The following is a 23,273-nucleotide window of genomic DNA, read 5'->3' as shown; positions in this document are numbered from 1 at the left end:
CTAACCACGCCTCCGGGGGTCTCTGTTGATCCGGTCAACCGATTGTGGCAGGCCAGATCGCGTAAACTGCTCGATGCCAGCCTGTGTAACTTGCAGGGCTATTCCGGCAACTTTGCCTTCCTGCGCAACGCTGAATCCCTCTGGCGCTATCAATCGAATTGTGGCCTGCCCGCCGACGCTACCACCGCCACCGCCCCGCATGAGACGTGCGGTTTCAGCGCCGCCGATGATATTGGCCGGGCCGGTAACTATCTCCGGGCGGCGCTCTCCGACCACGGCAAACTCGCCAGCCTTGATCGGTCCACCGCCGTCCAGAAAGCCCAGAAACCCGCCCAGACCCAGCAGCCCCTTGCCGCCGCCCCCGCCCGCGCTCGGGAAAATGCTATCGAACAGGGTGTCAAACCCGCGCGACAGCAAGCGACTACCCAACTGGTCCAGAGCATCGCCTAATCCGTCGATATCGGTGAGGGCACTTTTGGCAAACTCTTTGAAATCGTCGCGCGCCTGCTTTGCCCCTTCGCCGACCTTGTCAAATCGCTCTTTTGCGAGATCGAGCGCGCGGTTGTAATCGTCCTGAGATATCTTGCCAATGCGCAGCGCCTCATCGAGCACCGAGACAACATCAGCGTATCCCACCGCAGCCTGGCGCGCCTGATTGATGATCGACTCGGTCTGCCGTGCGGCCTCGTTTAGCTCTTTGAGCGACCTGCCAGCCCCGCCGCCGCTGCCCCCTTTGCCGATGTCGTTCATTTCCTTAAGGGCAGAGGCCCGGCGCTCATCGAGGGCTGCGGCCTCGCGCGTCAGCTCGATCTCACGTTGCAGCCCCTGAAGCGCACTCTGACGCAGGCCCTCAGGCCCCTGCAACGCGGTCTTGAATTCATCCGATGACCGGATTTCCGCCTCGCGCCGGGCCACGCGCGCGTCAGTGCGGCTACCGCCGCCCTCAAGCGCCGCAACCTCTGCCCGAACCCCGGAAAGACTGGCAGAGCCAAGGTTGCTCACGAACCGCAGCGCCTCGTTGGCCGCGCGGCTCATTTCATTGGCCATAGAGGCCACATTCTCCGCACCGCCGCGCGCACTTTCTGCAACCTGATCGGTCCCGGCTATGACCCGCAAAAGGGATTCTTCGAGGTTAAAAAGCGCGTCAAGTGTCGCGTTTTCTTCGGCGCTCAGCTCGCCATTAGCCTTCGCCGCCTCGAAATACAGATCTCGTAGGCGCCCTACCGCCCCAAGCTGCTGCTGGGGTCCCTGCGCCGCGTTCAGTTCAAGAAAGTTGGCGAGTAGCTCACCCGCTTCGGCATTGGAGACGCCCAGCTCCTCGGTGATGCGCTGAATGGGCTGTAGCACCCCGAAAAGCTGGCTACGGACCTCATCCAGTCTCACAAATGCCTGGTCAATCTGCGCTACCGGAGTTCCAGGCGCGGGCCTGAGTATCTCTTTTTCAAGCCGCTCCTTTTCGGCAATAAGCGCGTCGATGTTCCGGGCCGCATCCCGACTTGCGCGCGAAATGTCCCCGAACTGTCCGGTAATGGATTCTCGCGATTGAAGCAGTGCTGTTAGCGCATTAATTTGAGCGGCCTCCGCCTGAACCTTCAAGAAGCCACGCATGGCCTCAGCGTTCTGCCCGAATTCCTCGCGCAGATCAGCAAGCGGGCTGCGTAGCCGTTCGACGGCTGCCTGATATTGTTTCGTTGCGGCCCCGAGTTCGGTCATGCGGTCTTTGAGTTCGCCGCCCTTTTCCTCGGTGTCGAACAGAGCGTTTGCGACCAGAGGCAGCACGGCACCCGCCACGACACCGGCAGCGATCCCGACCGCGCCGAAGCCCAAGGCTAGGTCCGGCAACTGTATCGCCAGGGACCTCACAAAATCGCCTGTCGCGATAGTCTGCTGCCCGACCTGGCTCAGCTGCAGCGCGACACCGCGCATACCGCCATTGAAGGCGGTCGATTGCGTCCGCGTCTGCGCCATAGAGCGCCCAAGATTGTCAAACGACTGCTTCTGCGAATTGGCGGCCGTGCGGATTTGCCCAAGGGCGCGCTCTCCCTCTGCCCCCATGAGGCGGAAGGTCTGCACAATATTGCTGCCGTCCGCCCGAACTCGAATTGTAACCTGTCGTTCGGCCATCGGATCATCTCCTATTTTCTGGAATTGTTCGGCCCGTCAGGCCAGGTTGAATTGCATCATGCCGTTGCGCGGGGGTGTTGCAGGGTTGCGAGCGTTGCACCCTCGCGGCACCCTGCAACTGAGAAAATAACACGCGTAGCAGCACCGTATACATTTGCTGCCGGGAAGGACCCGCGACCACCAAAGCCAGGCGATTTCTCAGCACAGGACCGAGCGGCGCAACCCGCGCTCTCAAGGTTGTTCCAACCCCCCTCCCTTTAGGGAGGGGGGTTGGAACACACCAGTTGGAAGGCAGTTGGAAGGCAGTTGGAAGCCAGTTGGAAGGCAGTTGGAACGCCCAAAAAATGCACTGGAAGGCAGTTGGAAGCCAGTTGGAAGCCAGTTGGAAGCCAGTTGGAAGGCCATCAGACCACCTCCGACAGGCAGCTTCTGCGCTTGCTTGGTGGCCCGTATTCGGCAACTTCCACCTTCCCAAGTCGTAACAAGTTCTCCATTGCCACGCTGAATGCTCGACTTGTCACCCCCTCGGCATTTGGGTGAGCCTCGAACACCTTGGGGGCAAAACTTGGCCCTCTTACTGCGCTGACCTTGCGCCCCTGTTCAGAATGTAAACGCAGAAGATCGAGGAACACTCTTTGCGCCCGTGATCCTGCCGCGCGATGGTCAAGCGCGTCCTCGCCGCCCTCTACTGCAAAAACCCCGTCCTGCCACCTCATTGTGATCTCAGCGCCCCGTGAGGCATAGTTAGCCTTGCGAACTACGAGTTTGCGCCGGTCTGGGTCAGCCTCATATCCATCCTGTGCAATCCGCTCTAAGGTGAGGCGTGATCGAACCGAGTTACTCCATGCGGTCGAGCCCGATAGCCCGGAACCATTGGCCATGCCGGTAAGCGACGGATGGGCCAAGAGAACCACTGCGCATCGGTAGCGGATCGCAATCGAGCGCAACATGGAGACGAACTGGCGCGCCTGCGCGCGGTTATTCTCATCACCCGACCAGAGGTCCGATAATGTATCCAGCACCACCAACGCAGGCTCATCCTGTGCCACCCGCGCCTCAAGGTCAGCAAAGCGCGAGGTTGGGGATAGCAGGTTTCCTCTTGGCTGCGGCACGGCCAAGACCGCCCCGCTTCCCGCAAGTGAGACGACAGACAAATCACTCAGGGCGGCTAAGCTTTCTCTCTCCGATCTTGTGATCGCATCAAGTCGCCGGTGAAGCTCGCTCACATCATCTTCGGCTGACAGGTACATGGCAACACCACCAGATACGTCCCGACCAAGCCACGGCCTGCGCAGCGCCACAGCGCACGCCAGGTGCAGGGCGAGGAGGCTCTTACCCGTTCCACCATCGCCCCCGAGAAGGGTTATGTCACACGCGGGGATAAGGTCCTTCACAAGCCAAAAGCGCTCTGGAACATCAAGGCCAGCCAGAGAAGCCCCAGAGAACCAAGGCAAGCCGTCTCCAGATTTTGGAGTCGGGTCGGGTGCGTCAATCTGATCGCGAATTCGCCCAAGACTGGCAAATGCGTCTTGTGTCATGCATCACCCCCGACCGGAAATCCGGAAAACTGAAGGTGCTTGTATAGTTCGGAGAACATCACCGATTCCGCGATAGCACGATCCGCTGAACTGTTTCCGGTGGATACCTCAAACCATCTTAAGACGTATGTGGCATAGCTCGACTTATCCGCCCCAACCGCTATCCATGGCGTTGCGCTTTGCGGAATTTCAGACGGCTTCTGCCTCGGGAACGCGAGTCCTTCGGCGCGCGAGAGTTTGAGAACCTGAGGCGTAAACTGCGATTGAAGCAGTCGAGAGAATCCCCGTTCAAGCACGGCTTGTGCCTTCGGGTGATTGACCGCCACGAGGTCTCCATTCTCGTTGTAATCCCTAAAATGGCGCGCTAACTGGCGTGCGGTCTCATCAACCAACTTTCGAAAGCGCCGGCGCTGCTGCTTTGTATCAGTTCTGGGCATGGTCACGCGCCTCGATCTCGTCACCAAACAGCACGAGAGAGGCCACCATGTAGCCGTCATCATCATCGAGCGAAGAAAGCACAGCATAGGCAAGAGCTGCGCGCTCCGCCCGAGATAGCCGGGCCATTAGGATGAACCGGAAACCTGCCCAAGCCCAAAATTCAGACAATGTCAGGGTGTAGTAAAGCATTCGCGAAATCGCCTTGTGCGACGGCTTGCCTATTTTAGCCATTGCCGCGAGGACATTCCGGGGGGTATCATTATTCAGAGACTGACCAGTTTCATTTACCTCGTTAGCCCCGGTTGCGCCCGCCAGCGCGCCGGGGTTTTCGTTTGCCGTGGTCTCAATCCCGAGTTTCGCGGATTCACCTTCCGTTTCTGCTTTGTCCTGCGAAATATTTTTGCTAGACGGTTGAAGCGCCAAAACATTCGCTGAATTTAGGTTCTGGCGCCGCAAGGCGTGGGGGTTCAAGTCCCTCCACCCGCACCAGACACACGGCAGGTTGGACCATGCCGGATTTCACTTGCAGGTTTGTGGGTGCCTCAATAGAACACGCGTGATTTTGACCGCCGCGGACGCCTCCGCGGCCCGATGCATATGAGAGGACGAACATGCAGGTCACCGAGACCCTGAACGAAGGGCTTAAGCGCGGCTACAAGATGACCTTGTCGGCCAAGGATTTGGACGAGAAGGTGAATGCCAAGCTCAAGGAAGCTCAGCCCGATATCGAGTTGAAAGGCTTCCGCAAGGGCAAGGTGCCGCTGCCGCTGCTCAAGAAGCAGTTTGGTCAGCGCGTGCTGGGCGAAGCCATGCAAGAGAGCGTCGATGACGCTATGAAGGCCCATTTCGAGGCCAAGGGCGAGCGCCCCGCGTTCGAGCCTGACGTCAAGATGGCCAATCAGGAATGGAAAGAAGGCGACGATGTCGAGATCGAGCTGAGCTACGAGGCTCTGCCCGCGATTCCCGAGGTTGACCTCAAGTCGCTCAAGCTGGAGCGTCTGGTCGCCAAGGCTGATGATGCGGCAGTCGATGAGGCGCTCAAGAACCTCGCCGAGAATGCGCAGGATTTTAAGGATCGCAAGAAGGGCACCAAAGCCAAGGACGGCGATCAGGTCGTGATCGATTTTGTGGGTAAGGTCGATGGCGAGCCGTTCGACGGCGGCAGTGCCGAGGATTATCCGTTGGTCTTGGGCTCTGGCAGCTTTATTCCCGGCTTTGAAGAACAGCTCGTTGGCGTCAAGGTCGAGGAAGAAAAGGCTGTCACAGTCACGTTCCCCGAAGCCTATCAGGCTGCGCATCTGGCGGGCAAGGAAGCGGTGTTCGATTGCACAATCAAGTCTGTGCGAGAGCCTGTCGCGGCTGAAATCAATGACGAATTGGCGCAGAAATACGGCGCCGAGGATCTGGCCGCGCTCAAGACGCAAATCGGTGAGCGGCTGGAAATGGAATATGCCGGGGCAGCCCGCGCGATCCTCAAGCGTCATGTGCTGGATCAGCTGGATGAGAAGGTCAGCTTCGAGCTTCCGCCGAGCATGGTCGAAACCGAGGCCAAGCAGATCGCACATCAGCTCTGGCACGAGGAAAACCCCGATGTTCAAGGCCACGATCACCCCGAGATCGACGTGACCGACGAGCACAACAAGCTGGCCGAACGCCGCGTGCGTCTAGGTTTGTTGTTGGCGGATCTTGGGCAAAAGGCCGAAGTGCAGGTTTCAGATGCCGAGATGACCCAAGCGGTGATGAACCAAGCGCGTCAATATCCGGGCCATGAGCGGGAATTCTTTGAATTCGTGCAGAAAAACCCGCAGATGCGTCAACAGTTGCGCGCGCCGATCTTTGAGGACAAAGTCATCGACTACGTGGTCGAACTTGCCGATGTGACCGACAAGGAACTGTCCAAAGAAGAATTGGAAAAGGCCATCGAGGCAATGAACGACGAGTGATCGTTGATTTCGTATCCTGAATAATGAAGGGCCGCCCCGGGGAGAAGTGGGGCGGCCCTTTTCGTTCGAGCGCAAGTGATGCGGCGATAGTGCCAATCGCCGGTCAGGATAGCGTGCCCCTGGGGGTCAGGCTCGCATGTCCATGCGCGAACGAATCTTATCCTCAAGGGCTGCCTTGAGGCGCAGAGCGGCGAGCCGCTCCTTGTGGGTGGAGGCTGAAGAAATCTGCTCGTCGCAATAGTCTTCGAGCGGTGATTTCGGTTTCACATGCGCAGCGATTGCCGGCAGGGCAAGCGCTGCGTCATCGGTGATAAAAACATCCCCTTCAACTCCGCCAAACTCGCGGATGCGGTTGATGCGTTCATCGGTGCAATCCAGCAGGGCGGCGAGCGCGGGCACTTTGCCCATATCGGCAATCTTGCCAACATAGTCATAAGGTGCATTGCCCGAACGTTTCAGAACACGGTCCATGACGGGGTCGATCACCGTCACGATGTCACTGACACCGGCCCGCTTTGCCGCCTCGAGCGAGGCAATCATCAGTTCGCAGGTGGCATAGGACACCGAGTTGCGGTCACGCCCGCGCCCCAAACGGCGGGTGTCAACGCAAAACCGGGTGGATTCCCACAGGGTCGCACTGCGCAGCGGTGGTTCTCCGTTGAGAATATCGGAAAACACGTCTGAGAGCATATGCGGCCCGGTTGTCTGAAGGGCGCGCACGCAAGAAACTACGTTCCCCTCGTCGTCAAGGCCTACGGCATAGGCCGGATTGAGATCGTCAAAGAGGTCGCGTTCACGTCCGTCCTTGACTTCGACCTGCCAGCCCAGACGGTCCCCAAATACCCGTGCGCGCAGTTTGAACATCTCATCCAGTACATGACCGAATCGGTCTTTGTTTATAGCGTCAATTACCAAGATCATCTTTGTTTCTCCCCAAAAGATGCGTGTTCCGTGTGAGTGGTGGCTTTCGCAACTCCATGGTTAGTAAAATCCACGCGTTATACCATTGGGGAAATCCCGTACTGCCGTGCACGTTCACACACCAAAGCGTGATTATCGTCTTGGAAAAGATAAATATTTCTGGAGTTCGATCATAACTTGCACGAATTCAGCGCGGGTAAATCAACCCAAGGTTGATCGCGCGGCCAATGGCCTGCGGAGTCGTCAGCGCATTCAGTTTTTGTCGGGCAGAGCGTAGGTGCACTTCGACGGTGCGGTGAGAGATCGAAAGGATGTCGCCGATGTCCTGTTGGGATTTCCCTGCTGCGGTCCATTGCAGGATCTCGATCTCGCGGGTCGAAAGGGACGGAGAGTTGAGCATGCGGGTCAGGGGATCGGCTTGGATCACCATGTCATGCATATGCACTGCGGCTGATTGTAGATCTCCGATGATCTCGGAAATAAGGAGATGCCATTCGCGGTCGGAACAATCGCGGTTGATGCTCAGCCCACCGACATCGCCGTAGGGACCATGTATTGGAATCGTCAGGCCTCGGTCGCTAATTCCAAAGTCGCGCGCGTCGCGAAAGATCGTCTGGAACTCCGCCCCGCGTTCCAGTCGGTGCCAATCCACGGGCGCTATGCTGTGCCGCGCCTTGAGCAAGGTCGGATCAATCTCATAATACTTGTTCTGGAGGTAATGGGCGGTCCAGTCCTCGCCATAGGTCATGTGGCCGTGAGACGCACCACTGATCGGATTCATACCTGCGTAGGCTACATGATCGAGTTCAAATCTGTCACGCAAGTCGTCGAGAAACTGTCGGAAAGGGTTCTTCGGGGCCATCTAGCGCCCCCCTTCGATCATCTTCGAAGGGCGTGTCGCTCGTGCAATGGATGGAAATGCCGTGTCCCCTGATCGCCCCGTCGATCGGCTACGGTTCAGACAAACGAAATTCGACCGAGCCAAACGGACGTTCGTCGTCGAAATGATATGTGTATTTTCCATGTCAGGGCAGGCCCAGGTGCTATCGTGGCAGTAATGCCGACTATCCCGCACAGTGCAGGGACGACCCGGCGGGGTGTTGACGGCGTTTGAACCACACGGACTATAGAAAAAATAATACTAAACGCCAGACTATCACTGAGTGGCGCGTTTTGTCGACAGTCTTGTCAATAGCGTATGCCGCACAGCAGGCTGTGCGGCATTGCTTTGGAAACAGACGCTGATATCAGGCGTTATTGTCGTCGTCGTTGCGACGATCCGAATAATCGTCTTCGTCGCCAGCCGCGCCACCGATGTCATCGAACAACTCGGCAATCTCGAAGTCGGCAGCCTGATCGGCCTCGGCGGCGGCATCCTGGATGCTCTTGCCGGAGGCTTGCAGGGCCGCTTCCTCGACCGAGCGGGCGACGTTCAACTGAATCGTCGCCACGACTTCGGGGTGCAGCGTGACAAGCACGTCATGCAGACCGAGGTCTTTGATCGGACGGGTCAGGGCAACCTGCTTGCGCTCGACGGTAAAGCCGTTCTCGGTTGCGGACTCAGCCGCATCTCGAGTGCTGACCGAGCCGTAGAGGGCACCGCTGTCAGAGGCCTGGCGGATGACGATGAACTGCTGACCATTCAGCTTCTCCGCCATTGCTTCGGCTTCTTTGCGAGTCTCGAGGTTTTGCGCCTCAAGCTGGGCCTTGCGGCTTGCGAAATCGGAAATGTTCTTTTCCGACGCCGAAAGCGCCTTGCCCTGCGGCAGCAGGTAGTTGCGGGCAAAGCCGGGCTTGACGTCGACGACGTCGCCCATCTGGCCAAGCTTGGCTACGCGTTCAAGAAGGATCACTTGCATCTGAGGTCTCCTTATTTCACGGCATAGGGCAGAAGGGCGAGAAAGCGGGCGCGCTTGATTGCACGGGCCAGCTCACGCTGCTTCTTGGCCGAAACGGCGGTGATGCGCGACGGGACGATCTTGCCGCGTTCGGAAATGTAGCGTTGCAGCAGGCGCGTGTCCTTGTAGTCGATCTTGGGCGCGCTATCGCCCGAGAAGGGACAAACCTTGCGACGGCGGAAAAACGGTTTGGTAGCCATGATTTATATTCCTTTGCTCAGGTGACGGATCAGCGACGCTCGCGGCGTTCGCCGCGGTCAGCCCGATCCCCACGATCACCCCGGTCACCACGATCTCCGCGGTCGCCCCGGTCACCACGATCTCCGCGGTCGCCACGATCACTGCGCTCATCGCGCTTTTGCATCTGGACGGACGGACCCTCTTCATGGGAATCCACCTTGATGGTGAGGACACGCATGACGTCGTCATGCAGACGCATCAGGCGTTCCATCTCCTGGACCGCACTCGAGGGTGCATCGGTCTTGAGAAAGGCATAATGGCCTTTACGGTTCTTGTTGATCTTGTAGGCCATCGTCTTGACGCCCCAATACTCGTGCTCGACGAGTGTGCCGCCATTGTCGGTCAGCACGGCCCCAAAATGTTCGATAAGGCCTTCAGCCTGCGCGCTGGACAGGTCCTGACGCGCGATCATCACATGCTCATAAAGCGGCATGTTCACTCCATTTCTATCAAGGCGCATTTCATAGGACGGGCTTTGGATCTTTCGCGCCCCATCCACGAGAGACTGCGCGGTTCATAACAATTGCGAAAGACTGGGTGCGTATACATCGCCCTAGGGAGCGGCGCAAGCCGCATTGATCCGGCCCGCAGATTGCCTTTGGTCTGCCGCAATCTGGGCGTTTTTGGCAGGCAAATTCGAGGTGTTCGCGGAAATAGGGAGTATGACGATGGTTGCCTTGCCGGATTTTGAGCGTGAGTTCACCCATGCGCCGCTTGATTACCACGAGACGGCTTCTGCCCAACTGGCAGAGGCGTCGGCCTTTGATCTTGGCCGGGCAACGCAGGTGCTCTGCGGCAGCGCCTTGGTTTGCTCTTCCATGGGGCTCTGGCTTGTGTCGATCGGTGCACAGGACGCGGCGATGATGATGATCAAGCTGCTGTTTTCGGTGACCCTCCTCTTTGCCGGCCTGATGTGCCTCAGCCGGGGGCGCCCTGATCAAACTGAGCCAGATATTCAGGTTGATGTCATGAACCGGCGGCTGCATGTGATCGCCCCGGTTGCGGGCGGACGTGCGGCGCGGGTCGCGGTACATGATCTGGACACTTTGAGCGAACTTTCGATGCGTGATCGGGTTTTGACGGCCCGCGATGCCACGGGTCGACAGATTGTCGCAATGAAGATCGAGGATCGGGCAACCGCGCGTGCGCTGCGCCGTGCCTTGGGATTTCCGGCCTGACCAAAGGTGTCGCCGGCAGGTGTTCGCCAATCCACACAAGCTGTTTGAAACTACGGGATTGTGATTTGGACCCAGAGCGCCAAATGTGATCAGGTAAGTCACATTTCACCCTCTGGAGGTTTCCAATGAAGAATATCCTGCTCGCTGCGGCACTTGCCGTCACTGCAACAGGCGCCGTTGCCGCGCCCGAGAAATACGAGCTGGACCCCAGCCACAGCCAAGTTTTGTTCTCCTATAACCACCTGGGCTTTTCCACTACCCACGGCATGTTCTCTGGTTTTGAGGGCGAGATCATGTTTGACGCCGAAGATCCTGCCGCCTCTTCGGTCAGCGTGTCGATGCCTGTGATGTCCATGCTCACTGGTTGGGAAAAACGCGAAGAGCATTTCATGTCCGAGGATTTCTTTGGCGCGAGTGAGGGGGACATGGTCACCTTTACCTCGACCGGCATCGAGGTCACGGGCGACACCACCGCCAAGATTACCGGTGATCTGACCATGAACGGTGTCACGAAGTCCGTGGTGCTGGATGCAAGCCTCAATCAAAAGGCCGAGTCGCACCCGATGAACAACAAGCCGTGGCTCGGGTTTGACGCCACCACAACCCTGTTGCGCTCGGATTTCGGGGTGGACAAGTTCACGCCCTTCGTCAGCGACGAGGTTGATGTTCGGATTTCGATTGAGGCGGGCAAGGCGGAATAAGCCGCAAGCAGAAACAAATGAGGGCCGTCTGCCGGTGGCAGGCGGCCCTTGTTGTCTCTTCGATCAGGTGCCGTAGGCGCGGTTGTGGCCCATCACATCCTCGGCGGCCAGCACTAGCGCATCGGCGATCAGGTCGAGATCGGAGCCGGTCAGGCGCGCGGGCAGGCGGGTGTCGCAGGCGCGCATCAGCATCTCGCGCGTTTTCGGCAGGACAGGTGCCTCACCCGGCAGGAATTGCCAATTCCAGAAGGCGCGCGCATTGTCGGTGCTCAGGCCAAACACCTGCACCTTGACGCCGCGCATAGCCACCGCTTGGGCAAAAGCGCGAGTATCGTCTTCGGTCATCCCCACCAGATTGAACTGGATCGAATCCGGGGCACGCTCTTCGGGGGGCAGCTTGGCCGGAACGCTCATCCACGGCGAGGCATCGAGCCGCGCTGCGACATAATCATGGTTGGCGCGTCCGTCGCGGACCCGCCGCGCCACTTCGGACAATTGCGGGCGGATGATCGCCGCCGACAGGTTGTTGAGCCGCAGATTGTAAAGCGGCAGTTGGTTCTGCGCGCGCGCAAACGCGGCCTCAAGGGCGGCATCGGGGGCTGTCAGATGTTTGGTCCAGTTGTGTTCATAGGCGCCGGACATGATCACGGCGCGGGCAATCAGATCGGCGTCGTCGCTGACCATGATACCCCCTTCACCAGCATTGACCAGCTTGTACGACTGAAAGCTGAAACAGCCGATTTGCCCAATAGTGCCGATATTTCGCCCGGCCCAAGTGGTGCCAAGAGAATGCGCGGCATCCTCGATCACCGGAATGCCGCGCGACATGCAGAGCGCCATGATGGCATCCATATCCGATGTGTGGCCGCGCATGTGGCTGATGATGACCGCTTGCACCGTGTCCATCCGCTGCTCGAAATCTGTCAGATCAATCCGGTAATTCTCGCCGACCTCGCAGAGGACGGGCACACAATCGGCATGCAGGACCGACGAGGGCACGGCGGCAAAGGTAAACCCGGGGATCAGCACCCTCGCATCGCGTGGCAGGCCAAGCGCCTTGAGCGACAGAAAGAGTGCGGCAGAGCAAGAGGAAACGGCAAGTGCGTATTTCGAGCCCAGTAAGTCTGCGAATTCACGCTCGAGCAGCGTCACGGGGGCGTTTTCCGGCGCGGTATAACGAAACAGATCGCCTGATTGCAGCATCCGGTCGATTTCGGCGCGGGCGGCCTCGGGGATGGGTTCCGCGTCATAGACATTGGGTGCAAGTGCCATGTTTTCGGATTTCCTGAAGTTATGTTTCGGCTTTTCAGAATACATAGGCCTGAATTATGACAATTTGTCAAAGAAAACCCGGTTGTTTTTAGGCAGTGGGTGAAATCCCGCGCATCGTCTGGAGGTCAGAGGCCCAGCCGGTCACGCAGCGAAAACCAAGTCATCGCCAATACCAGAAGCGGATTGCGCAGAGCGGTGCCGCCGGGAAAGGCTGTGGCTGGCACGCGCGCCATGCAATCAAAGCCCGCGGCCTGACCGCGCACCGCCTCTGCCATCAATCGTCCGGCGTGGGTGGCCGTACCCACCCCATGCCCCGAATAGCCAGAGGCCGACAGGATATTAGGCGCAAGGCGTGCGAGATACGGCATGCGCCGCATTGTGATCGCCAGCGTGCCACCCCAGGCATAATCAAGCTTAACATCGCGCAAATGCGGGAATATCCCGAGCATCGGTTTGCGCACCGTGGCGCGGATATCCTTGGGAAAGCGGTAGCCATAGCTCTCGCCGCCGCCAAAGAGCAGGCGCGTGTCATGGCTGAGGCGAAAGTAATTGACCACGAATTTCGTATCTGCGACCGCGACATCCTGCGTCAAAACGCGGGCGGCGTTATCCCCCAACGGTTCCGTGGCCACGATGAAATTATTGATCGGCATGACGCGCGCGGCGACCTTGCGTTCGAGCCCGCCGAGGTAGCCGTTGCAGGCGAGGATGAGGTGATCCGCCTCAACCGCGCCTGCATCCGTGGCCACGCGCAGCGTGGCGCCGCGTGCGATGTTGTGCACCGCTGATCCTTCGTGGATACGCACGCCCGCCGCCGCCGCCGCGCGCGCAAGGCCAAGAGCATAGGACAGGGGGTGCAGATGCGCCGCCCCTCTATCCAGCGAGCCGCCATGATAGGCCGGCGAGGGGCAGAGCGCGGTAAACGCCTCTGCATCCAGCTTTTCGATCTGATCATAGCCGTAGCGATTGGTCAGATGATCGGCATACGCATGCTCTGCCGTCATTTCGCGAGCCGAGAAACAGGCATGCGCCACGCCGGGTTTCAGGTGGCAGTCGATACCATGCCGCGTAATCAGAGATTTGACCAGATCCTTGGCTTCTTCGGCCAAGTGCCACAGATGCACGGCATCATCCGCGCCCACCAGACGTTCGAGCGCGGTTTGGTCCATCCGCTGTCCGCTGCCCAATTGCCCGCCATTGCGCCCCGACGCACCAAAGCCCACACGCTGCGCCTCGAGCAGCACAACATCCAATCCTGCCTCTGCCAGGTGGAGCGCCGCCGAAAGCCCGGTATAGCCTGCGCCCACCACACAAACGTCGGCCCGCGTGCGCCCGCGCAGGGGTGCGAACTTCGGCAGCGACGCGGTGGTGGCCGCATACCAGCTTGGCGGATAGATGCCGCGCTGGTCGTTGGAGTAGAGCAGGTTCATGGTTTCTTCTTGGTGCAAATACTCAATCGCACGCCCATGCCGCGTGGCTCAGACATTGAGGAGGAGATGCTCACGCTCCCATGGGCTGATCACCTGGAGGAATTCCTCGTACTCGGTGCGTTTCACGATGGCATAGACACGGGCGAATTCCGGTCCAAGGATCTCGTGCAGCGCCTTGGCCTCTTCAAACATATCAAGCGCGTCGCCCATGACGTTTGGAATGTCCGGCTCGCCTGAATAGGCGTCGCCCTTGAACTGTTTGTCGGGCCAATCTTCGTTGAGGATGCCCAAGAGTCCACAGGCGAGGCTCGCCGCAATGCCGAGATAGGGGTTGCAATCCATGCCTGCCATGCGGTTTTCCACCCGGCGCGACTCGGGGCCCGAGAGTGGCACGCGAATACCGGTGGTGCGGTTGTCGCGGCCCCAAGCGAGGTTTATTGGGGCGGCGTGATCCTTGACGTAGCGGCGGTAGGAATTGACATAGGGGGCCAGCACGGCGATCGCCGAAGGCAGGTGTTTCTGCAAGCCACCGATGAAGTGAAAGAAAGCATCGGTCTCGCCGCCCTGTGGCCCGGAAAAGATGTTGCGGCCTGTCTCCATGTCGAGGATCGAGTGGTGGATATGCATGGCGCTGCCCGGTTCGTCGGCAATGGGCTTGGCCATGAAGGTGGCAAAGCAGTCGTGGCGTAGCGCTGCCTCGCGAATGAGACGCTTGAAGTAGAACACCTCATCGGCCAGCTTGATCGGATCGCCGTGGCGCAGGTTGATTTCAAGCTGCCCGGCCCCGCCTTCCTGGGTGATCCCGTCGATCTCGAAACCCTGTGCTTCGGCGAAGTCGTAGATATCGTCGATCACTGGGCCGAATTCATCCACGGCTGTCATCGAATAGGCCTGACGTGCGGCCGCCGGTCGACCAGAGCGGCCCATCATCGGCTTGATCTCATGCGCCGGGTCGAGATTGCGCGCCACGAGGAAGAATTCCATTTCCGGGGCAACGACAGGCTTCATGCCATGGGCGTGATACATGTCCACCACCCGACGCAAAACGTTGCGCGGGGAAAAGGGGATTGGCGCGCCTTCGCGGTCAAAGGCATCGTGGATCACTTGCAGCGTCCAGTCGGCGGTCCAAGGTGCCGCGGTTGCGGTGGACATGTCGGGGCGCAGGATCATGTCGCGCTCGATGAACCCACCTTCGCCCGCAGCCTCGCCCCAATCGCCGGTGATGGTCTGGAAAAAGATCGAATCCGGCAGGTGAAAATACTTTTGCCGAGCGAATTTTGTAGCCGGAACCGCCTTACCGCGTGCGATGCCGGGCAGGTCGGAAATGATGCACTCGACCTCGTCAAGGCGGCGGTTCTCAAGATAGGCCTGCGCAGAGGCAGGCAGGGAATTGGTCAGTTCACTCAGATCGGCCATGGCTGGCACCTCGTTTGAAAAACTCCGCCATGCGGGCGGCGATTGTGGCGTTGGCGGTGGGCTGGTCAAGTTTTGCCACCGCGTCTTTTAGCAGATCGTCAGGCACCACGCCGGGGGCGCGGTGATGGATGAGGCGGTCCACCATGGTCGCGGTGAACTCTGGATGGGGTTGGATTGTATAGATCTTGTCGCCGTAAAGCAGAGCGGCATTCTCGCAAAAATCGCTTGTGCCGACGACATCGGCCCCCTCCGGCAGTTGGGTCACCTGATCCTGATGCCACGCGTTGAGCGGCAGGCGCTGACCTTCGATGTCGTAGTCGGTGACCCCTACTTGCCAGCCACCTTTGAATTTCTCCACCTTGCCACCCATGGCCTGCGCGATGATCTGATGACCAAAGCAGACGCCGACAAGCGGCCGGCTTGCGGCGGCAATGTCACGGATCAACTGTTCAAGCGGGGGTATCCACGGGTGATCCTCATAGGCTCCGTGTTTCGAGCCGGTGATGAGCCATCCGTCGGCAGCGTCCGGTCCGGTAGGAAATTCTTCATCCACCACGTTGTAATGTTCGAACTCAAAGCCGTGTCCGTCCAGCAACTGCGCGAACATCACCTCGTAATCGCCCAACTCGTTCAGAACGATGTCGGGGGCGTGGCCGGTTTTCAGGATGCCGATTTTCATGGCGCTCTCTCGATTTGATCAAATTGGGGCGGTGTTGCTGCTTCAGGCTACACCGTTTCGAGATAGGTCTTCCAGTGGTCTTCTTTGGGGATGGGTGCCATATACGCCAGCTCCTGACGCTTGGTCATTACCAGATTGCGGATCAGGTCTGCATGAAAAATCTTGGCAATCATCGGATCTCTTTCGAAAATGTCGATGGCCGTGCCCCAGTCCGGGGCAAGCTGCGGCATCCGGACCTCGTAGGCATTGCCGTTGATGGGCGGTGGCGGGGTCATGCTCTCTTCGATCCCGGTGATGGCGGCACCAAGGATGGCGGCAAAGCTGAGGTAAGGGTTGATATCGCCGCCCGCAACGCGGTGTTCGATCCGGCGCGCCGAGGGGGGGCCACCGGGAATGCGGACCGCTGTGGTGCGGTTCTCATAGCCCCAGCCCGCGCCGGTCGGAGCATGGGCGCCGGGCACCAGCCTTGCATAACTATTGGCATGAGGGGCGAAAATCAGTGTTGAGGGTGGCATTGCTGCAAGACAGCCAGCCACAGCGGCCCGCAGAATATCCGTGCCCGCCGCGGTTCCGTCGTTGAAAACATTGGTGCCTTTCTCGTCCATCACCGAAAAATGCATATGCATGCCGTTGCCGGTGTCATCCTCAAAGGGCTTGGCCATGAACGTGGCAACATAGCCGTGTTGCCGCGCCAATCCCTTGATCAACGTTTTGAAAAGCCATGTGTCATCGGCGGCGCGCAGGGCGTTCTGATGGTGCAGGGTCAATTCGAACTGACCGACGCCAGCCTCGCTGACAGCGGTTTCGACTGGCAGGCCCATTTCCAAGCCAGCAACGTAAAGCGCGCTCAGAAATCCGTCGAAGGCATCCATCTGCCCGAGCGATAAAATGCCCGGAGCCTTCATCCGGCGGCCATTGCGCGGATCACGTACAGTTTTGAGTTCGTTGCCTTTTCCGTCGACCAATGTGAATTCCAGCTCAGTCGCGGCCTCGACATGCCAGCCGTAGGCGGCGTAGCGGCCGAGCACGCTTACCAAGGCGTGACGCGGGTCGCCTGCGAAGGGGGTGCCATCTTCATGGTGCATGACCATGGGCACAAGCCCCTGTGGCACCTCGAGCCATGGCAGGGGAACAGGGCCACGGTCGGTGGGATAAAGCACGCCATCGACATCTCCGGAGTCGAACACAAGCGGCGAGTTTTCGATATCCGCGCCGAAAATATCCAAGTTCAGCGAGGACAGTGGCATGCGCACGCTCCCGCTGCTGAGTTTGTCGGCATGGGCGGCAGGAAGCCGCTTGCCGCGCATCCGGCCATTCAGGTCGCAGGCAGCCACGCGGAAGGTCTGGAACTGTGTAAGGTCCATTTGAAGAAAGTCCTGATCGTGATTTGTAACAGCCTAGCCCGGCCTTGGGGGGCTTGCCAAGATAATTTGATCAAAAAACCCGCTGAATGATGGATGGTAAGCTCTGTAAGGTTTGTCAGGTGATTTTGTAAGCTCTTGGGAGCTATGTTGAGAGGTCCTCGGGTCAGGCCCGAGGATGACGGTTGGGGTGGGGGTGAGAGGTGCTCGGGTCAGGCCCGCGGATGACGGGGGATCAAGGGAGGCTCTGGTGCCAGCGGCTTTCGAGCTTTTCGATGGCGGTGATCCGCTCGGCGGTCTTGGGGTGGCTGAGCAGCCACGCGGGCATCTTGCCGCCTGCGCCGGTGGTCAGCGCCTCGAGTTTTTCGAAGAGCGATTTTTGCGGGCCGGTGCCGATACCGGCCTTGGTTAGCAGGGCGGCGGCATAGGCGTCGGCCTCATATTCGTCGCCGCGCGAGAGGCGGGCGGCGAGAAGGGTGGTGATGCCATTGGCGATCCAGACCCCGAGACCGGGCACGAAGCGCGACAGGATCATCGCGAGCGCCGTGCGCAGGGCGTTCTGTCCGGAGAAGTCGATCATCCGGCGGCGGGAATGGCCCAAGGCGACATGGCCTAGCTCATGGGCGATGACCGAGGCCATCTCTTCGGCGGTGACCTCATCGGTTTGAAACTTGCGATAAAAGCCGCGCGTGATGAAGATCCGCCCATCCGGGGCGGCCAGACCATTGACCGGGTCGATCTCGTAGATGTGCACGCGAACGCGGGGCAGGTCGAGGGCGCGGGCGAGGCGGTCTGTCATGGCCTTGAGCCTTGGATCAGCCAACTCGGTCGATTGCGCGTCAAGCTCGCGCGTCGTGCGCCAGACCGAGAAGCGGTACATCGCGAGGGCATAGAGCAGGGCAAGCAGGATTGGCGTGAATTTCAACATGGGTTGAATATGGGGCGGGGTGGGGCGGCTGGCAAGCGGCGTGTGGGGGGATTGGGTGAAGAGGACGTGTGAATTAGCCCCCGCGCGGAACAAGGCGCGGCACGCGCCGCCGCGCGGATCGCTGGGGCGTCCCGCGGCCTAGCGATTGTGAGAGGGAGCGCAATTCTGATGGGTCATACGGACTTTGCTGGCATAAAGTGGCAGCCACCGTCGTTGCTTCGCTAGTCCCCGGCCCAGCGACCGCGCGGCTCAGCATTTAGGGCGCAAGGCGCAGGCGAAAGCCATCCTTTCCCGGTGGACGCCGCTTGCCCCCTCGCATAAGTCTGGGGCCAATTGCCCAAGACCGGAGCGCGCGCCATGATCCCACAGGTCTATCTGATCCTCTTCCTTGCCATTTTGGCCGAAACCGCTGGCACCACGGCCCTGCAGGCAAGCCAGCAATTCACCCGGTTCTGGCCTTCGGTTCTGGTGGTGATTGCCTATGCGATCAGTTTCTATCTGCTGGCGCAGACACTCAAGGTGATGCCGGTGGGCGTGGTCTATGCGATCTGGTCGGGGCTGGGGATCGTGTTCATCGCCTGTATCGGCTATGTGATCTTTGGCCAGAAACTCGATCTGCCTGCCATCATCGGCACGGGCATGATCCTTGCGGGGATCGTTGTCATTCAGCTATTCTCGCGCACAGCACCGCATTGACCGCGCAGGCAGGGCGGCAAAGGGGCTGGTCAGCACCGCCCCTTGCCGTTATGGCACCGCCGCAAGACAAGACGAGGCCGCCCATGACTGAGACCATCACCGAGCGTTGCGAGGCCAAGGGGCTGCGCATGACCGATCAGCGCCGCACCATCGCGTCGGTGCTGGAAGGGTCAGACGATCATCCGGATGTCGAGGAACTCTATGCGCGCGCCTCGGGGCGTGATCCGCGGATTTCGATTGCCACGGTCTATCGCACCGTCAAGCTGTTCGAGGAGGCGGGCATTCTCGACAAGCTGGAATTTGGCGACGGGCGCGCGCGCTATGAAGATGCCGAGCGCGACCATCACGATCATCTGATCGACATGAATTCGGGCGAGGTGATCGAATTTGTCGATCCCGAGATCGAGGCGTTGCAAGAGAAGATCGCGGAAAAGCTGGGGTATCGCCTGATCGGGCATCGGCTCGAACTCTATGGCGTGCCGATCAAATCCAGTGAGTGAGTCTGGGCGCGCCCATGCGCGGGTGATGCGTCTGGCGATTGGCAGCGTCGTTGTCGGCCTCTTGGTGATGGCGCTCAAGGCCTTAGCCTGGGCGCTGACCGGGTCGCTCGCGCTCATGTCGGATGCGCTGGAAAGTGTCGTCAACCTTGCCACGGCGCTGGCGGTGATTGTGGCGCTCAAGGTGGCGCGGCGGCCTGCGGATGACAATCACCCCTTTGGGCATCACAAGGCAGAATTTTTCTCGGCGGTGCTCGAGGGGGTTTTGATCGTCATTGCGGCGCTCTTCATCCTGCGCGAGGCCTATGACGGGTTTCAGGCCCCGCGCGCGATGGAAGAACCGTTTCTCGGCATGGCGATCAACATGGCGGCGGGGGGGATCAATGCGCTCTGGGCGCTGATGCTCATTCGCAACGGGCGGCGCTATCGCTCGCCCGCGCTGGTGGCGGATGGCAAGCATCTGATGACCGATGTGGTGTCGTCGGTGGGCGTGCTGATCGGGGTGGGGCTGGCGCTGGCGACGGGCTGGCTCTGGCTTGATCCGGCGATGGCGGTGCTGGTGGCGTTCAACATCCTTTGGTCAGGCAGCATGGTGATCAAGGCGTCGCTGAGCGGGTTGATGGACGAGGCGGTCTCTGAGGTGGAGCTGGCTACGATCCGGCGGGTGATCGCGGCGGCAGCCAGCGACGATACCGCCCTCGAGGCGCATGATCTGCGCACGCGCCATGCCGGGCCTGTGACCTTCATCGAGTTTCATCTGGTGATGCCGGGGGAGACCACGGTCGAGGCGGCGCATGACCTCTGCGACCGGATCGAGGCGGCGCTGATGGCGGCGTTGCCCGGCGCGCGCGTGACGATCCATGTGGAGCCCGAGCACAAGGCGAAGCATAGCGGTCATGTCGTGCTGTCATAGCTCTGCCGCTTTTTTAGGCGGATGATCCGGGCTATCAGGGGCGCTCATGGTTGAGAAAGTCTGAGATGGAAAACCTGCGCGGCAGTATTCTGATGGTCCTCTCGATGGGCGGTTTCGCGCTGGAGGATATGTTCATCAAGCGGCTGGCCGATACCTTGCCGGTGGGCCAAATCATCCTGCTGATCGGGATCGGGGGGGCGTTGATTTTTGGCACGATCACGCGGGCGCAGGGCAGGCGGCTCTGGTCGCGGGATCTGGTGTCGCGGCCTGTGATCCTGCGCAATTTCGGGGAATTGCTGGGCACGCTCGGCTTTGTCATGGCGATTGCGCTGACGCCGCTCTCGTCGGCCTCGGCCATTTTGCAGGCGACACCGCTGGCGGTCACGCTGGGGGCCGCGCTTTTCTTGGGCGAGACGGTGGGTTGGCGGCGGTGGGCGGCGATCCTCGTGGGGTTCTGCGGCGTGCTGATGGTGATCCGGCCGGGGATGGCGGGATTTGAGCCGGCGTCGCTCTTTGCGGTCTTGGCGGTCTTTGGGCTGGCGGCGCGCGATCTGGCGACACGGCGGGTGCCGCGCACGATTTCGTCCATGCAGCTATCGACCTATGCCTTTGCCACGCTGGTGCCGACGGGGGTGATCCTCTTGGCGTTTCATGGCACGCCCGCGTGGCCCACGGCGGTGAACTGGCGTGATCTGGCGCTGGCGCTTTTGTGCGGGGTGTCGGCCTATTATGCCATCGTGGCCGCGATGCGGCTCGGTGATGTGGCGGTGATCACGCCGTTTAGGTATTCGCGGCTGGTGTTCGCGCTGATCATCGGGGTCACGCTCTTTGACGAGCGGCCCGATGTCTGGACGCTGGCGGGGGCGGGGATCATCATCGCCTCGGGGATCTATACGTTCTGGCGCGAGCGTCGGTTGGCGCGGCGGATGGCCTTGGCGTGAGGTTCAGCTTGCGGCGGCCGTCAAGTCGTCGATCACCTTGACCCACATCTCGGCGGGCTGGCAGCCGGGCACGGCATGTTGACCCCCGACGATGAACGTGGGCACGCCTGAAATTCCCATCTGGCGGAACTGTGCGTCGCGGGCGCGGATGTCCTCGCGGTCGGCTTCTGTTCCCAAGAGGCGCTGGATCATCGCCCCGTCAAGGCTGAGGCTGTCGGCGAGATCGGCCAGAACCTCTGCATCACCAATATCGCGGCCCTCGTTGAAATAGGCCTGAAAGAGCGCCATGGCCATGCGGTCCTGACAGCCCTCGATCCCGGCCCAATGCAGCAGGCGATGCGCGTCGAGCGTATTGGGCGTCCGCTGGATGGCGGCAAAATCAATGGTTAGACCGGCGGCCTCGGCGCGCTCCAGCACCGGGGCATAGGCGCGGATGGCGCCCTCTTTGCCGCCAAATTTTGTCTCCAGATAGGCGCGGCGGTCCATGCCTTCGGCGGGCATGTCGGGGTTGAGCTGGAACGGGTGCCATTCGATCTCGAATGGGTGATCGGGGCGCAGGGCCAAGGCCTGATCCAGCAGCGTCTTGCCGATATAGCACCAAGGGCAGATCGGGTCGGAGATGATATCAAGCTTGACCATGAAGGCCCTCATAAATCGGCCGCAGAGCGCGGCGCAGGATTTTACCATTGGCCCCGGTGGGAAGGGCCGCGATGTGGTGATAGGCGCGCGGGGCCTTGTAGCCCGCGAGCCGTGCCCGCGCGAAAGCATCAAGCGTGGCGGGATCGAGTGTCTCGGGGCCAGTATAGAAGGCCATGATCACGCGCGCATCCTCTTTCACCTCAATATCGGTGACAGCCACTGTGGTGATGCCGGGATAGGCGCTCAGCGCCGCCTCGACCTCCATCGGAGAGACGCGGTAGCCGCCCGCGTTCATCATGTCGTCGGCGCGGCCCAGATAGGTGATCTGGCCCTCGGCATCCATCATCCCCTGATCGCCGGTCAGGAACCAGTCGCCGGCGAATTTCTCTGCCGTGGCCTCGGGTGCGCCAAGATAGCCCAGCATGAGACCGGGATCGGAGCGGTGGACGGCGATGGTGCCCTCGGTGCCATGAGGCACGGGGATGTTGGTGCCGATGATCGCGACGCGGCGGCCTGTCTGGGGACGGCCTAGCGTGCCGGGGGCGGCGGGGTGAGCGGGGCTGCCGGAGATGAACGTCGAGCATTCGGACATGCCGTAGGCCTCATAGATCGGCGTCCCGGTGGCGTCCTGCCAGTGCTGGCGGATGGTGTCCGAGAGCTTTTCGCCCGCGGCCAGCCCGTGCCGCAGATGCGGCAGGGCAAGGGGCTGACCGGGTCGGACCAGCTTGCGATACACACCCGGTGCTGCGGCAAAGATGGTCGCGTCATGGCGTTTGAGCAGCGCGGGCAAGTGCTCGGGCGCTATACCCGGCGCGGGGATGAGCGCGGTCGCGCCCACAGTCCAAGGGTCCATCAGGCCGGTGCCAAGGGTGAAGGTCCAGTTGAAGGCGCCCGCATGGCAAAGGCGGTCGTCGCCGCGCAGCCCATACCAGCCGTCAAACATCATCTGCCGCGCCCAGATGGCGCGGTGGGCATGGACCACAGCGCGCGGAATGCCCGAGGTGCCGGAGGTATAGATGATATAGGCGGGGCGGTCTGGATCGCCCATGTCCCAATCGGCGGGCGGCAGATCGCGCATCGCCTCAAGGGCGCGTTCGTCGAGTGTGGGACTGTCTGTCTCGGGGCAGGCCACGCCTGCGGCACGCAGGATGAGGGCCGGTTGGGTGGTTGCGATGATCCCGGCCACCTCTGGTTCGGTCAATTGACTTGAGGTGGGAATGGGCACAAGGCCCACGGCGATAGCGCCCAGGTAGGCAATCGGAAATTCGACCGTATTGCCGAGCCGCATCAGCACCCGGTCGCCGGGTTTGAGGCCTGTGCGCAAGAGGCCGGTGCCGGTGCCGCGCACGGCGGCCAACAGGCGTCCATAGCTCCAGCGGTCGGCGGTGTTGAGACCGAGAACCGCCAGCGCGATCTTGTCGTGATGCGTTTCGGCCCGGCCCAGAACATGGGCCGCGAGGTTGAAGGGGCTGGGGCAGGGGGCGCTTGGCCCCTGATCGAATATGGCGCTCATGACTCTC

General features: G+C 60.5%; 24 protein-coding genes. 7 read left to right on the top strand and 17 right to left on the bottom strand.

From position 1 onward, the window contains the following. From ACSSVY_RS05015 to ACSSVY_RS05000, 4 genes are all read right to left on the bottom strand, one after another. On the bottom strand, positions 1-2,124 hold the full coding sequence (locus ACSSVY_RS05015) for a hypothetical protein (protein ID WP_454268328.1): 2,124 nt from the start codon (positions 2,122-2,124) through the stop codon (positions 1-3). A 404-nt stretch (positions 2,125-2,528) separates the two neighbouring features. Then, positions 2,529-3,662 (bottom strand): AAA family ATPase, encoded by a 1,134-nt coding sequence (locus ACSSVY_RS05010; RefSeq protein WP_454268327.1) that lies wholly within the window; start codon positions 3,660-3,662, stop codon positions 2,529-2,531. Then, positions 3,659-4,099: a hypothetical protein gene (locus ACSSVY_RS05005; protein ID WP_454268326.1), complete on the bottom strand. Its 441-nt coding sequence runs from the start codon at positions 4,097-4,099 to the stop codon at positions 3,659-3,661. Before ACSSVY_RS05005 ends, ACSSVY_RS05010 begins: the two co-directional genes overlap by 4 nt. Next, positions 4,086-4,556, bottom strand: coding sequence for a hypothetical protein (locus ACSSVY_RS05000; RefSeq protein WP_454268325.1), 471 nt, complete (start codon positions 4,554-4,556; stop codon positions 4,086-4,088). The genes ACSSVY_RS05005 and ACSSVY_RS05000 overlap by 14 nt, the downstream gene beginning before the upstream one ends. Positions 4,557-4,711: 155 nt before the next feature. Between ACSSVY_RS05000 and tig the strand changes: the two genes are divergently transcribed. Continuing rightward, entirely contained in the window at positions 4,712-6,043 is a 1,332-nt protein-coding gene (gene tig, locus ACSSVY_RS04995; protein WP_454268324.1) for a trigger factor, read from the top strand. Positions 6,044-6,169: 126 nt separating this feature from the next. Here the strand turns inward: tig and ACSSVY_RS04990 are convergent, their stop codons facing one another. The 5 genes from ACSSVY_RS04990 to rpsF form a co-directional block, all read right to left on the bottom strand. Continuing rightward, the gene (locus ACSSVY_RS04990; protein WP_454268323.1) at positions 6,170-6,964 is read right to left on the bottom strand and encodes an acyl-homoserine-lactone synthase; all 795 of its coding nucleotides are present in this window, start codon (positions 6,962-6,964) and stop codon (positions 6,170-6,172) included. A 187-nt stretch (positions 6,965-7,151) separates the two neighbouring features. After that, the gene (locus ACSSVY_RS04985; protein WP_454268322.1) at positions 7,152-7,826 is read right to left on the bottom strand and encodes a LuxR family transcriptional regulator; all 675 of its coding nucleotides are present in this window, start codon (positions 7,824-7,826) and stop codon (positions 7,152-7,154) included. Positions 7,827-8,211: 385 nt separating this feature from the next. Then, entirely contained in the window at positions 8,212-8,823 is a 612-nt protein-coding gene (gene rplI, locus ACSSVY_RS04980) for a 50S ribosomal protein L9 (protein WP_454268321.1), read from the bottom strand. Positions 8,824-8,834: 11 nt separating this feature from the next. Then, positions 8,835-9,062: a 30S ribosomal protein S18 gene (gene rpsR / locus ACSSVY_RS04975; protein WP_008282293.1), complete on the bottom strand. Its 228-nt coding sequence runs from the start codon at positions 9,060-9,062 to the stop codon at positions 8,835-8,837. A 29-nt stretch (positions 9,063-9,091) separates the two neighbouring features. Then, a complete protein-coding gene (gene rpsF / locus ACSSVY_RS04970; protein ID WP_454268320.1) occupies positions 9,092-9,535 on the bottom strand; it encodes a 30S ribosomal protein S6 in 444 nt (147 codons plus the stop codon). 229 nt (positions 9,536-9,764) lie between these two features. Between rpsF and ACSSVY_RS04965 the strand changes: the two genes are divergently transcribed. Beyond that, on the top strand, positions 9,765-10,280 hold the full coding sequence (locus ACSSVY_RS04965; protein ID WP_454268319.1) for a hypothetical protein: 516 nt from the start codon (positions 9,765-9,767) through the stop codon (positions 10,278-10,280). Between the two features lie 125 nt (positions 10,281-10,405). Then, positions 10,406-10,981 carry a YceI family protein gene (locus ACSSVY_RS04960; RefSeq protein WP_454268318.1) on the top strand — a complete coding sequence of 192 codons (576 nt, stop codon included), beginning with the start codon at positions 10,406-10,408 and terminating at the stop codon, positions 10,979-10,981. 63 nt (positions 10,982-11,044) lie between these two features. On the opposite strand, the gene ACSSVY_RS04955 is transcribed toward ACSSVY_RS04960, so the two are convergent. The 6 genes from ACSSVY_RS04955 to ACSSVY_RS04930 all read right to left on the bottom strand — a co-directional run bounded on the left by ACSSVY_RS04955 (position 11,045) and on the right by ACSSVY_RS04930 (position 18,067). Further along, positions 11,045-12,253 carry a DegT/DnrJ/EryC1/StrS family aminotransferase gene (locus ACSSVY_RS04955; RefSeq protein WP_454268317.1) on the bottom strand — a complete coding sequence of 403 codons (1,209 nt, stop codon included), beginning with the start codon at positions 12,251-12,253 and terminating at the stop codon, positions 11,045-11,047. A 125-nt stretch (positions 12,254-12,378) separates the two neighbouring features. Beyond that, positions 12,379-13,683, bottom strand: coding sequence for an NAD(P)/FAD-dependent oxidoreductase (locus ACSSVY_RS04950; RefSeq protein ID WP_454268316.1), 1,305 nt, complete (start codon positions 13,681-13,683; stop codon positions 12,379-12,381). A gap of 48 nt (positions 13,684-13,731) precedes the next feature. Then, positions 13,732-15,099 (bottom strand): glutamine synthetase family protein, encoded by a 1,368-nt coding sequence (locus ACSSVY_RS04945; protein WP_454268315.1) that lies wholly within the window; start codon positions 15,097-15,099, stop codon positions 13,732-13,734. Continuing rightward, positions 15,083-15,778 (bottom strand): type 1 glutamine amidotransferase, encoded by a 696-nt coding sequence (locus ACSSVY_RS04940; RefSeq protein ID WP_454268314.1) that lies wholly within the window; start codon positions 15,776-15,778, stop codon positions 15,083-15,085. Before ACSSVY_RS04940 ends, ACSSVY_RS04945 begins: the two co-directional genes overlap by 17 nt. Positions 15,779-15,825: 47 nt before the next feature. Then, the gene (locus ACSSVY_RS04935; protein WP_454268313.1) at positions 15,826-17,142 is read right to left on the bottom strand and encodes a glutamine synthetase family protein; all 1,317 of its coding nucleotides are present in this window, start codon (positions 17,140-17,142) and stop codon (positions 15,826-15,828) included. Between the two features lie 232 nt (positions 17,143-17,374). Further along, complete coding sequence (locus ACSSVY_RS04930) at positions 17,375-18,067, bottom strand: M48 family metallopeptidase (protein WP_454268312.1); 693 nt, start codon at positions 18,065-18,067, stop codon at positions 17,375-17,377. A 357-nt stretch (positions 18,068-18,424) separates the two neighbouring features. Between ACSSVY_RS04930 and ACSSVY_RS04925 the strand changes: the two genes are divergently transcribed. The 4 genes from ACSSVY_RS04925 (at position 18,425) to ACSSVY_RS04910 (ending at position 21,114) form a co-directional block, all read left to right on the top strand. Continuing rightward, positions 18,425-18,763, top strand: coding sequence for an SMR family transporter (locus tag ACSSVY_RS04925; protein ID WP_083781547.1), 339 nt, complete (start codon positions 18,425-18,427; stop codon positions 18,761-18,763). A gap of 83 nt (positions 18,764-18,846) precedes the next feature. Then, entirely contained in the window at positions 18,847-19,263 is a 417-nt protein-coding gene (locus ACSSVY_RS04920; RefSeq protein WP_454268311.1) for a Fur family transcriptional regulator, read from the top strand. Positions 19,264-19,288: 25 nt separating this feature from the next. After that, positions 19,289-20,173, top strand: a complete 885-nt coding sequence (locus ACSSVY_RS04915) for a cation diffusion facilitator family transporter (protein WP_454268590.1) — start codon at positions 19,289-19,291, stop codon at positions 20,171-20,173. A gap of 65 nt (positions 20,174-20,238) precedes the next feature. Beyond that, complete coding sequence (locus ACSSVY_RS04910) at positions 20,239-21,114, top strand: DMT family transporter (RefSeq protein WP_454268310.1); 876 nt, start codon at positions 20,239-20,241, stop codon at positions 21,112-21,114. Positions 21,115-21,117: 3 nt separating this feature from the next. Here ACSSVY_RS04910 and ACSSVY_RS04905 read toward each other — a convergent pair whose 3' ends face one another. Both ACSSVY_RS04905 and ACSSVY_RS04900 read right to left on the bottom strand, forming a co-directional pair. Then, entirely contained in the window at positions 21,118-21,753 is a 636-nt protein-coding gene (locus ACSSVY_RS04905; protein WP_009818484.1) for a DsbA family oxidoreductase, read from the bottom strand. After that, the gene (locus tag ACSSVY_RS04900) at positions 21,740-23,266 is read right to left on the bottom strand and encodes a class I adenylate-forming enzyme family protein (RefSeq protein WP_454268309.1); all 1,527 of its coding nucleotides are present in this window, start codon (positions 23,264-23,266) and stop codon (positions 21,740-21,742) included. The genes ACSSVY_RS04905 and ACSSVY_RS04900 overlap by 14 nt, the downstream gene beginning before the upstream one ends. Between the last annotated feature and the right edge of the window lie 7 nt (positions 23,267-23,273).

It is taken from the genome of Roseovarius sp. MBR-51, from assembly GCF_053628575.1.
The sequence above is the reverse complement of the archived record's forward strand: the minus strand, read 5'-3'. Positions and strand labels throughout refer to the sequence as shown.